General features: G+C 58.0%; 12 protein-coding genes. All 12 read left to right on the top strand.

Annotated features, from left to right (window positions below):
* Positions 1 to 17 precede the first annotated feature (17 nt).
* The 12 genes from ALO43_RS14825 to flhF all read left to right on the top strand — a co-directional run bounded on the left by ALO43_RS14825 (position 18) and on the right by flhF (position 11,299).
* A complete protein-coding gene (locus ALO43_RS14825; protein WP_005890108.1) occupies positions 18 to 374 on the top strand; it encodes an Hpt domain-containing protein in 357 nt (118 codons plus the stop codon).
* A 100-nt stretch (positions 375 to 474) separates the two neighbouring features.
* Positions 475 to 1,890, top strand: coding sequence for a flagellar hook-length control protein FliK (locus ALO43_RS14820; protein WP_054997724.1), 1,416 nt, complete (start codon positions 475 to 477; stop codon positions 1,888 to 1,890).
* 205 nt (positions 1,891 to 2,095) lie between these two features.
* Positions 2,096 to 2,602, top strand: a complete 507-nt coding sequence (fliL, locus tag ALO43_RS14815) for a flagellar basal body-associated protein FliL (protein ID WP_005890110.1) — start codon at positions 2,096 to 2,098, stop codon at positions 2,600 to 2,602.
* A gap of 9 nt (positions 2,603 to 2,611) precedes the next feature.
* Positions 2,612 to 3,580 carry a flagellar motor switch protein FliM gene (fliM, locus tag ALO43_RS14810; RefSeq protein WP_005890111.1) on the top strand — a complete coding sequence of 323 codons (969 nt, stop codon included), beginning with the start codon at positions 2,612 to 2,614 and terminating at the stop codon, positions 3,578 to 3,580.
* A 60-nt stretch (positions 3,581 to 3,640) separates the two neighbouring features.
* On the top strand, positions 3,641 to 4,102 hold the full coding sequence (gene fliN, locus ALO43_RS14805; protein ID WP_005890112.1) for a flagellar motor switch protein FliN: 462 nt from the start codon (positions 3,641 to 3,643) through the stop codon (positions 4,100 to 4,102).
* Entirely contained in the window at positions 4,103 to 4,543 is a 441-nt protein-coding gene (gene fliO / locus ALO43_RS14800; RefSeq protein WP_024690367.1) for a flagellar biosynthetic protein FliO, read from the top strand.
* The gene (gene fliP / locus ALO43_RS14795) at positions 4,543 to 5,295 is read left to right on the top strand and encodes a flagellar type III secretion system pore protein FliP (protein ID WP_005890114.1); all 753 of its coding nucleotides are present in this window, start codon (positions 4,543 to 4,545) and stop codon (positions 5,293 to 5,295) included. Before fliO ends, fliP begins: the two co-directional genes overlap by 1 nt.
* A gap of 25 nt (positions 5,296 to 5,320) precedes the next feature.
* Positions 5,321 to 5,590, top strand: a complete 270-nt coding sequence (locus tag ALO43_RS14790) for a flagellar biosynthetic protein FliQ (protein WP_002554277.1) — start codon at positions 5,321 to 5,323, stop codon at positions 5,588 to 5,590.
* Between the two features lie 6 nt (positions 5,591 to 5,596).
* On the top strand, positions 5,597 to 6,382 hold the full coding sequence (fliR, locus tag ALO43_RS14785; RefSeq protein WP_032618644.1) for a flagellar biosynthetic protein FliR: 786 nt from the start codon (positions 5,597 to 5,599) through the stop codon (positions 6,380 to 6,382).
* Between the two features lies 1 nt (position 6,383).
* A complete protein-coding gene (gene flhB, locus ALO43_RS14780) occupies positions 6,384 to 7,520 on the top strand; it encodes a flagellar biosynthesis protein FlhB (RefSeq protein WP_005890117.1) in 1,137 nt (378 codons plus the stop codon).
* A 306-nt stretch (positions 7,521 to 7,826) separates the two neighbouring features.
* Positions 7,827 to 9,956, top strand: coding sequence for a flagellar biosynthesis protein FlhA (gene flhA, locus ALO43_RS14775; protein ID WP_005890119.1), 2,130 nt, complete (start codon positions 7,827 to 7,829; stop codon positions 9,954 to 9,956).
* Between the two features lie 11 nt (positions 9,957 to 9,967).
* Positions 9,968 to 11,299 carry a flagellar biosynthesis protein FlhF gene (gene flhF, locus ALO43_RS14770; RefSeq protein WP_005890121.1) on the top strand — a complete coding sequence of 444 codons (1,332 nt, stop codon included), beginning with the start codon at positions 9,968 to 9,970 and terminating at the stop codon, positions 11,297 to 11,299.
* Positions 11,300 to 11,389 lie beyond the last annotated feature (90 nt).

Below are 11,389 nucleotides of genomic sequence, written 5' to 3'. Positions count from 1 at the left end.
GATCAAGGAGTGAACAAGTGTCGATTCATCTGGATTACAGCGTGTTGAATGCTCTGCAGGAAGTCATGGAGGATGAATATCCGACATTGCTGGATGTGTTTCTCAAGGATTCCGAACAGCGCATTGTGCAACTTCGCCAGGCTGTCGAGACCGGAAACATGGACCTGCAGGAGCTTAGCCTCACGGCCCACAGCTTCAAAGGCAGCAGTAGCAACATGGGTGCGTTGCGTCTTTCCGACCTGTGCAGACAGCTTGAAGATCGTGCCCGTCAGCATCAGTCGCTGGGGCTGGCAGAGTTGGTCGGCAAGATTGATAACGAGTACCTGACCATCCGTGGTCTGTTCAACGCAGAGCGGCAGTTTTTCATCAGCTGATCTGCCGCTTTCGGCCGATCTGGCCGCTTTCACGAGTTGGCCCGCATATTGCTAAGTTCTGGTGGTAAGGCGATTACCAGCTGCTTATGCGGAGACCGAAATGCCACTTTCCACCAATGCCCTTCTTCAGGCCACGAACGCTGCGACCTCCAGGTCCGGTGCCGTCAATAATTCGGTCAAATCCGCCGACAGCAGCAAAGACGGGGCTTCCAGCTTTTCCAACGTCTATGCAAAGCAGACCAGGGACAGCGTGGCGCCACGTGATGATGCGCCGGTCAAGCAGAGCCGTGACAAGTCGGCGCCTGACAAAGACAAGGTTGCCGCAGGTAAGGACAAGCCGGTAAACGACCCGTCGAATGCCGCTGACAAGTCGACCGTTGCCGATAGCGGCAATGACTTGCCTGCCAAGTCTGCTGCTGCGGATGGCGACGCCGCCAAGTCCGAAACCGCCCCAGATGATGCTCAGGCACAGGCATCTGCCGACCCTGCGCTGGCTGAAGGTCAGGTAGCTGTCGACCCCGCTCTGGACCCGGCTTTGCAGGCAATGGCGGCACAAGTGCCTGCCTTGCCAGCTACTTCGGCAGTCAAGCCGCAGACGCCAGACGCCAGCGCCACACCGGCGATCGCATCGCTGGCAGTTGGTCAGGCGGCGGTTCCTGCAAAAGCCGAAGCCGCGTTCAATCCGGACGCCGACCCGCTGGATGGCCTTGATGCCGTGCAGTTGGCGCTTGAAAATGCCACCGCGAAAACCCAGCTGGCCGCGCAGAATGCACAAGCCGCCAACAAGGCGACGCCTTCGAACGCGGAGGCTGACCCAGCGCAGAATTTAGTCAATAACCTGTCGGTTTTGAGTGAGCAACTGCCATCGGATGAAAGCAGTACCGAGAGCAGCGACAAATCGTTCAGCGGTCTGATCGGCGAGGGCCTGAAGGACGTCAAAGGGGCTGCCGGTGACACGCGTGTAGACAATTTCGCTGATCGTCTGGCTGCCCTCAGTCAGGCCGCGCAGCCTGCACGCACTGCGGCCGCACCTGCTGCGCCGTTGATGAATCAGCCGCTGGCCATGCATCAAAGTGGCTGGACCGAAGGCATTGTCGATCGCGTGATGTACCTGTCGAGCCAGAACCTCAAGACCGCCGACATCAAGCTTGAGCCTGCCGAGCTTGGTCGTCTGGATATCCGCATCAACATGGCGCCGGATCAGCAAACCCAGGTGACCTTCATGAGCGCTCATCTAGGCGTGCGTGACGCGCTGGAAAACCAGATGTCGAAGCTGCGCGAGTCATTTGTTCAGCAAGGGCTGGGCAACGTCGACGTCAACGTTTCCGATCAATCGCAACAGCAGGCTCAGCAACAGGCTCAAGAGCAGGCAAGTCGCGCTCAGCGTGGTGGTCGTGGAAATGGCCTAAATACCAGCGATACATCGGATGATATTGCTGGCATTGACGCCGCCGTACCTGTCAGCCAGCCGGCGGCACGCGTGATCGGCACCAGCGAGATCGACTATTACGCCTGATACCGGGCTGATTGCTGCATCCATGTTCCTTCAACTCCTGTACCCGTTGCGAGCATCGGGGCAGGAGTCCTGTCTATTGCTGCATGACCCGGCTGCGTAACCAGTCGTGTCAGGCACATCTCCCGTTTCCCACAACTCTGGCATAACACTTGCTCTGCCTCTGTCACGTATTGAAGAAACTCTTGAATAGTGACGGATTATTGGCATGGCGCAGAGCGAAGAAGTTAAAGATCCCGCACCCAAAGGCAAAGGTAAACTCAAGCTCATCATAATCGCCGTTGTGGCGCTGTTGCTGGCGGTGGGCTTATCGGTGGGTGCGACCTGGTTCCTCATGCACAAGAGCGAGAGCAAGGAAGACCCGGCTGCTGCAGCCGCGGCGGCCAACGCCAAGCCAGTGGCGGTGTTCGAGCCGATGACTCCCGCCTTTGTGGTCAACTTCAACGCCAATGGCCGTCAGCGTTACATGCAGGTCAGCATTACCATGCTGGGCCGCAATGCTGCCGACATGGAGGCGCTTAAAGTACACATGCCTCTGATTCGTAATAATCTGGTGATGCTGTTCGCAGCCATCCCCTTCGAATCGCTGGCGTCGCCGATCGGTCAGGAAATGCTGCGTCAGAAAGCGACCGCGAGCATTCAGGAAGTGGCCCAGAAAGAACTCGGCAAGACTGTGATCGAACAGTTGCTCTTCACTAATTTCGTATTGCAGTAGGATCCTCACATGGCCGTGCAAGACCTGCTCTCCCAGGATGAGATCGACGCGCTGCTGCATGGCGTCGACGACGGGATGGTTCAGACCGACAACGCTGCCGAGCCTGGCAGTGTCAAAAGTTATGACCTGACCAGTCAGGACCGGATCGTCCGTGGGCGCATGCCGACACTGGAAATGATCAACGAGCGATTCGCCCGCTACACGCGTATCAGCATGTTCAACCTGCTGCGCCGCTCGGCGGATGTGGCGGTGGGCGGTGTTCAGGTCATGAAGTTCGGCGAGTACGTGCATTCGCTGTACGTCCCGACCAGCCTCAACCTGGCCAAGATCAAACCGTTACGCGGCACGGCGCTGTTCATTCTCGACGCCAAGCTGGTGTTCAAGCTGGTGGACAACTTTTTCGGTGGCGATGGCCGTCACGCCAAGATCGAAGGCCGTGAATTCACGCCGACCGAGTTGCGTGTAGTGCGCATGGTGCTGGATCAGGCCTTCATCGACCTCAAGGAAGCCTGGCAGGCGATCATGGAAGTCAACTTCGAGTACATCAACTCTGAAGTGAACCCGGCCATGGCCAACATCGTCGGGCCAAGCGAGGCGGTGGTGATCTCCACGTTCCATATCGAGCTGGATGGCGGTGGCGGCGACTTGCACGTGACCATGCCGTACTCAATGATCGAGCCGATCCGCGAGATGCTCGATGCCGGCTTCCAGTCCGACCTTGATGATCAGGATGAGCGCTGGGTGAACGCGCTCAAGGAAGACGTGCTGGATGTGAACGTACCACTCACGACCACCATCGCTCAGCGTCAGTTGCCCCTGCGGGACATCCTGCACATGCGCCCCGGCGATGTGATTCCGGTGGAATTGAGCGATTCGCTGGTCATGCGTGCCAACGGCGTGCCTTCTTTCAAGGTCAAGCTAGGCTCGCACAAGGGCAAGATGGCCCTGCAAGTAATCGAACCCATAGCGCGACGTTGACCTGTAAGGTCGATGTCGGAAATTTTGCGTAATTGAAATACTGCGTGCAGAGGACAACCGATGGCTGATGATAACGAAATGACGTCTGCTGAAGATCAGGCGCTGGCCGATGAGTGGGCTGCTGCTCTGGGCGAGGCTGGCGATGGCGGGCAGGCTGATATTGATGCCTTGCTGGCTGCCGACGCCGGTAATGCGGGTAGCCGTCTGGCCATGGAAGAGTTCGGCAGTGTGCCGAAGAACACCGGGCCGGTGACGCTGGACGGTCCTAACCTGGACGTGATTCTGGATATTCCGGTCTCGATCTCCATGGAAGTGGGCAGTACCGATATCAATATTCGCAACCTGTTGCAGCTCAACCAGGGCTCGGTCATCGAGCTGGATCGTCTGGCTGGCGAACCGCTGGACGTGCTGGTCAACGGCACACTCATCGCCCACGGCGAAGTGGTTGTGGTCAATGAAAAGTTCGGCATCCGTCTGACCGACGTGATCAGCCCGAGCGAACGCATCAAGAAGCTGCGCTGAATGAAGCGCTTGCTGAGTGTTCTGCTGATGTCGCCGTCGCTGGCCTGTGCTGTAGATCCCGCCGCTCAGACGGCGCCTGCGCAAGTGGCCAATACCGTGTCTGGTGGCATGGGCGGGCAGCTGGCACAGCTGCTATTCGGCCTGATACTGGTGGTTGGTCTGATATTCGTTCTGGCATGGCTGATGCGCCGTGTGCAGAGCGCCGGCCCGAACAACAGTCAGGTCATCGAGCTGGTGGGTTCGCGCGCACTGGGGCCGCGTGATCGGCTGGTGCTGGTCCAGATCGGCAACGAGCAGGTACTGCTGGGTATCACGCCGGGCCGAATCACGCCCCTGCATGTGCTCAAGGAACCGGTTCAGGTGCCTGTGCGTGAGCAAACGACACCTGAATTCGCTCAGCGCCTTATGGAGCTGATGGGCAAGGATAAGGACAAGAAGTAATGGGCGCCTTGCGTTTCCTGATACTGCTGATGCTGGTCATGGTGGCGCCTGCGGTCCTGGCTGCCGACCCTTTGTCGATACCGGCGATCACCCTGTCCAACAGCACGGACGGCCAGCAGGAGTATTCGGTCAGTCTGCAGATTCTGCTGATCATGACCGCGCTGAGCTTCATTCCTGCGTTTGTCATGCTGATGACCAGTTTTACCCGGATCATCATCGTCTTCTCGATCCTGCGTCAGGCCCTGGGTCTGCAGCAGACACCGTCGAACCAGATACTGACCGGCATGGCGCTGTTTCTGACCATGTTCATCATGGCGCCGGTCTTCGACCGTGTTAATCAGGACGCATTGCAGCCTTATCTGGCTGAAAAGCTGTCAGCGCAGGACGCGGTTGCCAAGGCGCAGGTGCCGATCAAGGACTTCATGCTGGCGCAGACGCGTACCAGTGATCTCGAGCTGTTCATGCGGCTGTCCAAGCGCACCGATATTCCGACGCCGGATGCTGCGCCGCTGACCATTCTGGTTCCGGCGTTCGTGATCTCCGAGCTCAAGACGGCGTTTCAGATCGGCTTCATGATCTTTATTCCGTTCTTGATCATCGACCTGGTGGTGGCCAGTGTGCTGATGGCCATGGGTATGATGATGCTGTCGCCACTGATCATATCCCTGCCGTTCAAGATCATGCTGTTTGTGCTGGTAGATGGCTGGGCGTTGATTGTCGGCACTCTGGCCGGCAGTTTTGGTGGCGTATGAGCCGTTTTGACGAGGAGTCTGCCCGATGACGCCGGAAGTTGCCGTCGATCTGTTTCGCGAAGCGCTGTGGCTGACCACCGTGCTGGTTGCGATTCTTGTAGTGCCCAGTCTGTTATGCGGCCTGCTGGTAGCGATGTTCCAGGCTGCTACCCAGATCAACGAACAGACATTGAGCTTTCTGCCGCGTTTGCTGGTCATGCTTGTGACCCTGATCGTCATCGGCCCCTGGCTGCTGAAAATATTCATGGAATACATGCTGTCGCTGTACACCAGTATTCCGACGCTGATCGGCTAGCGCCGAATGCAGCCGATGCTTGCGCTGACCGATACCCAGATCAGTACCTGGGTGGCGGCCTTCATGCTGCCGCTTTTTCGCATCATCGCGCTGCTGACGACCATGCCGGTCATCGGTACGACGCTGGTGCCCCGTCGCGTGCGCATGTATCTGGCCTTCGCCATCACCGTGGTGGTCGCGCCAGCCTTGCCTGACATGCCTCCGGTCCAGGCGCTCGACCTGAGCGCCTTGTTGTTGATTGGCGAGCAGATCATCATCGGGGCCGGCATGGGCCTTTCGCTGCAGTTGTTCTTCCATATCTTTGTGATCGCGGGGCAGATCATCTCGACGCAGATGGGCATGGGCTTTGCCTCGATGGTCGACCCCACCAACGGCGTGTCTTCAGCCACCATCGGGCAATTTTTCACGCTGTTGGTGACTCTGTTGTTTCTGTCCATGAATGGCCATCTGGTGGTGCTGGAAATCCTTGTCGAGAGCTTTACCAGCATGCCGGTCGGCAGCGGCCTGCTGGTCAACAATTTCTGGGAGCTGGCAAACGGCCTGGGCTGGGTTTTGGGTTCCGGGCTGAGGCTGGTATTGCCGGCGATCACGGCGTTGCTGATCATCAACATCGCTTTCGGTGTCATGACCCGCGCTGCGCCACAGCTCAACATTTTTTCCATCGGTTTCCCGCTGACTCTGGTGATGGGCATGGTCATTCTGTGGATGACGATGGGCGACATTCTCAACCAGTATCAGCCGATTGCCACCCAGGCACTGCAGATGTTGCGCGATATGGTGAGGGCTCGTTGAGATGGCAGAAAACGAGAACGGTCAGGATAAAACAGAAGACCCCACGGAAAAAAAGGTCAAGGACGCTCGTGCCGATGGTCAGATTGCGCGCTCCAAGGAACTGACCACGCTGGTGGTGATGTTGATGGGGGCGGGCGGTTTGCTTATGTTCGGTTCTGACATTGCCGCGATGATGTCGGAGCTGATGCGTGACAACTTCACGATCACGCGTGAAACGCTGATGGATCAGTCTTACATGGGCAAGGCTTTGCTCAGTTCCGGGCTGCATGCGCTGGTGGTGATTCTGCCGTTTCTGATTGCCATGCTGGTGGCAGCGCTGGTGGGGCCGATCATGCTCGGCGGCTGGCTGTTCACAACCAAGTCCCTGATGCCCAAGTTCAGCCGGATGAACCCTGCTGCAGGGCTCAAGCGTATGTTTTCGCCACACGCGCTGGTCGAGCTGCTCAAGTCTTTAGGCAAATTCCTGATCATTCTGGCGGTGGCGCTGGCGGTGCTGAACAGCGAGCGCAAGGACCTGGTTGCCATTGCCCACGAGCCGCTCGAGCAGGCGATGATCCACAGCTTGATGGTGGTGGGCTGGAGCAGCTTCTGGATGGCTTGCGGACTGATGTTCATTGCGGCAGCGGATGTACCGTTTGTGCTGTATGAGGCGCACAAGAAGCTGCTGATGACCAAGCAGGAAGTGCGCGACGAGCACAAGAACAGCGAAGGCAGCCCTGAGGTCAAGCAGCGGATTCGCCAGTTGCAGCGCGAGATGTCTCAGCGGCGGATGATGGCATCGATCCCCGAGGCCGATGTCATCATTACCAACCCGACACACTTTGCCGTGGCCTTGAAGTACGACCCTGAAAAAGGTGGGGCGCCCATGCTGCTGGCCAAGGGCACTGACCTTGTTGCCCTGAAGATTCGCGAGATTGGTGCGCATAACCAGATACTCATTCTGGAATCCGCTGCCTTGGCCCGGTCCATCTACTACAGCACTGATCTGGATCAGGAAATTCCAGCCGGGCTGTACCTGGCAGTGGCTCAGGTACTGGCGTACGTCTACCAGATCCGCCAGTTCCATGCCGGCCAGGGCAAGCGCCCAGACCCGCTGGGCGATGTTAAAATCCCCCCTGACCTGCAGCGCGATTCCTGATCGTCAGAAAGGGCGTCTCGCCTGATGAGGGCATTGCCACGCTGAGCGTGAGGAACGATAGGTGTTTGCAGGACCGCTATCGTATGCATGTTCTGCGTCACACATCTTTAGTCTGGCGAGATACAAGACTTAATTCCAATTCAGGCCTGAATTTCGTGCGAGAAGGGCATGCTCGCTTTGCGCGATTTCTGTCTCTAAAGCCTTGCCGCCACTGGCGTTGTAAAAGTTGGACAGCTTTTTGCAACAGGGTCGATACAGGTCGCCATCGGCGTCAATGTTTTGATCTAGTGCGCAGGTAACGAATCAGTGGATCGCTCTCAATTACTCAGTAGCGCACGCAGCAATATCTCTGGCCTGGGTCGCGGTCAGCTAGGCGTTCCGTTGTTGTTGCTGGTCATGCTGGCAATGATGATGTTGCCCATTCCTCCTTTTTTGCTGGACGTGTTCTTCACGTTCAACATCGCACTCTCGATCGTCGTGCTGCTGGTCTGCGTCTATGCACTTCGGCCGCTGGATTTCTCGGTGTTCCCGACCATCCTGCTGGTTGCCACGTTGCTGCGTCTGGCACTGAACGTCGCTTCCACCCGTGTAGTAATGCTTCACGGGCAGGACGGCCACGCTGCTGCGGGCAAGGTGATTCAGGCATTCGGTGAAGTAGTGATCGGCGGTAACTACGTCGTTGGTATCGTGGTGTTCGCGATTCTGATGATCATCAACTTCGTGGTTATCACCAAAGGTGCCGGTCGTATCTCCGAGGTGAGCGCACGTTTCACCCTCGATGCGATGCCCGGCAAGCAGATGGCGATCGACGCCGACCTCAACGCCGGCCTTATCGATCAGCCTGAAGCCAAGCGCCGTCGCGCCGAAGTGGCTCAGGAAGCCGAGTTCTACGGTTCAATGGACGGTGCCAGTAAATTCGTGCGCGGCGACGCCATTGCCGGGTTGCTGATTCTGTTCATCAACCTGATCGGCGGCACGCTGGTCGGTATCATGCAGCACAACATGTCGTTTGCCGATGCAGGCCGTGTCTACACCCTCTTGACCATTGGTGACGGTTTGGTGGCGCAATTGCCATCACTGCTGCTGTCCACTGCTGCCGCCATCATGGTGACCCGCGCTTCCGGTTCGGAAGAGATGGGCAAGCTGATCAATCGCCAGATGTTTGCCTCGCACAAAGCGCTGGGTGTGTCCGCTGCAATCATGATCGTCATGGGTCTGGTTCCGGGCATGCCGCACTTCTCTTTCATCAGCCTTGGTCTGGTTGCTGCAGGCGGCGCCTATATGTTGTGGAAGAAAGAAAACCAGGTGAAGGTCGAAGCCATCGCCGAAGTGCAGCGTCAGCAAGATCTGCTGCCATCACCGACCCGCGTTCAGGACTCCAAGGAGCTGGGCTGGGATGACGTGACCCCGATCGATATCATTGGTCTGGAAGTGGGCTACCGCCTGATTCCGCTGGTGGATCGCAATCAGGGTGGCCAATTGCTCGCGCGGATCAAGGGCGTGCGCAAGAAGCTGTCTCAGGAGCTGGGCTTTCTGATGCCGACCGTACACATTCGCGACAACCTCGATCTGGCGCCCAGCGCCTATCGTTTGACGCTGATGGGTGTGATTCTGGCCGAAGCCGAGATCTATCCGGATCGCGAACTGGCAATCAACCCCGGGCAGGTGTTCGGTACGCTGAACGGCATTACCGCCAGAGACCCGGCGTTTGGTCTGGAGGCTGTCTGGATCGAAATCAGCCAGCGCAGCCAGGCGCAGTCGCTGGGCTACACCGTGGTAGACGCCAGCACCGTGGTGGCAACCCACCTCAATCAGATTCTGTACAAGCATTCCCATGAGCTGATCGGGCACGAGGAAGTGCAGCAGTTGATGCAATTGTTGGCCAAAAGCTCGCCCAAGCTGGCTGAAGAGCTGGTGCCGGGTGTGTTGTCCCTGTCGTCGCTGCTCAACGTATTGCAAGCGCTGCTTTCCGAGCATGTGCCGGTGCGAGATATCCGCAGCATTGCAGAAGCTATCGCCAACAACGCTGGCAAGAGTCAAGATACCGCCGCTTTGGTGGCGGCAGTGCGGGTCGGTCTGAGCCGTGCAATCGTCCAAAGCATTGTAGGCATTGAGCCGGAGCTGCCTGTTATCACTCTGGAGCCAAGGTTGGAACAGATATTGCTCAATAGTCTTCAGAAGGCTGGTCAGGGTCAGGAAGAAGGCGTTTTGCTTGAGCCCAGCATGGCTGAAAAGCTCCAGCGTTCGTTGATAGAGGCCGCCCAGCGTCAAGAGATGCAAGGGTTGCCGGTAATTCTTCTGGTAGCAGGTCCTGTCCGGGCGATGCTGTCACGATTTGGACGATTGGCTGTACCGAACATGCATGTTCTGGCGTATCAGGAAATACCGGACAACAAGCAAGTAACCATCGTAGCGACTGTCGGGCCAAACGGCTGAGGTAGTGAGTCATGCAAGTTAAGCGATTTTTCGCCGCCGATATGCGTCAAGCCATGAAGCTGGTTCGCGATGAGCTGGGCGCCGAAGCGGCCATCATCGGTAACCGGCGCATTGCTGGTGGCGTCGAGCTGACTGCTGCTCTGGATTACAAGCTTTCTGCCCTGGCCCCTCGCGTGCCCAACATGGAGCTGGAAGACGAACTGCGCAAAACCCAGTCGCGCATCGTTTCCGCTCAGGCTGAACTGAACAATCGCAGTGACAGTGACGTGTCGGTCAACCTCCAGCTGTTTTCCGGCAAGACCGGCAGCGCTGCAGACACACACATCGAACCCACGCTTGAAGAGCCGCCACGTCCGTTTGCTGCCTATGCGTCTGCGCCTGCCGCAGAGCCTGCTGGCGGCCAGCGCGCCTTCGAGTCGATGCGTTCCGAACTGAATGGCCTGCGCGAGCTGCTGGAAGTCCAGCTGGGCTCCCTGGCCTGGAATCAGCTTCAGGGCAGCCGTCCGCAGCAGGCCAACCTCTGGCGCCGTCTGCAACGTGTCGGCTTGTCCGGCCCGCTGTCCCGCGACCTGCTGTCGATGATCCCCGACATAGACGAGCCTCGTCAGGCATGGCGCATGTTGCTGGCGCATCTGGCCCGCATGATTGCCGTGCCTGACATCGAGCCGCTGGAAGAGGGCGGCGTGATCGCCATGGTCGGTCCTGCCGGTATGGGCAAGACCACCACACTGGCCAAACTGGCAGCCCGCTACGTGCTGAAGTACGGTCCGCAGAATATCGCTCTGGTCAGCATGGACAGTTTCCGCATCGGTGCCCAGGAGCAGCTCAAGACGCTCGGGCGCATTCTCAACGTGCCGGTTACCCATGTCGATCCGGGCCAGTCTCTGGTTCAGGCTCTCGAGCCACTGCTGCGCAAGCGCGTGGTGCTGATCGATACCGCCGGCCTGCAGGCCAGTGATCCTGCGCTGCGCATGCAGCTGGAGAGTCTGGCAGGGCGTGGCATAAAATCGCGCAACTACCTGGTACTGGCAACAACTAGCCAGAAGCAGGTACTGACAGCGGCTTATCACAGTTACAAACGTTGTGGCCTGGCCGGATGCATTCTGACCAAGCTCGATGAAACAGCCAGCCTCGGCGAAGTCCTGAGCCTGGCGATCAGTCACGAACTACCAGTGGCCTACCTGACGGACGGTCCACGTATTCCTGAAGATCTGCATATTCCACGCCGTCACCAACTGGTTAGCCGTGCGGTGAGCGTTCAGATGCAGGATGAGCCGAGCGAGGAAGCGATGGCTGATATGTTTGCCGACCTCTATCACACCCCTGGCAAGAGAGTGGGTTAAGTGATGGATATTATTGAAATGTCCCTGCATCAACGGTCTGCCTGGCATTGTTCATTAGTGAATGTGCGGTTCTCGGTGTGGTTTCGGTCT

The sequence above is a fragment of the Pseudomonas tremae genome (assembly GCF_001401155.1).
Classification (GTDB): domain Bacteria; phylum Pseudomonadota; class Gammaproteobacteria; order Pseudomonadales; family Pseudomonadaceae; genus Aquipseudomonas; species Aquipseudomonas tremae.
Note: the sequence above shows the minus strand (reverse complement) of the source record. Positions and strands in the feature narration are given on the sequence as shown.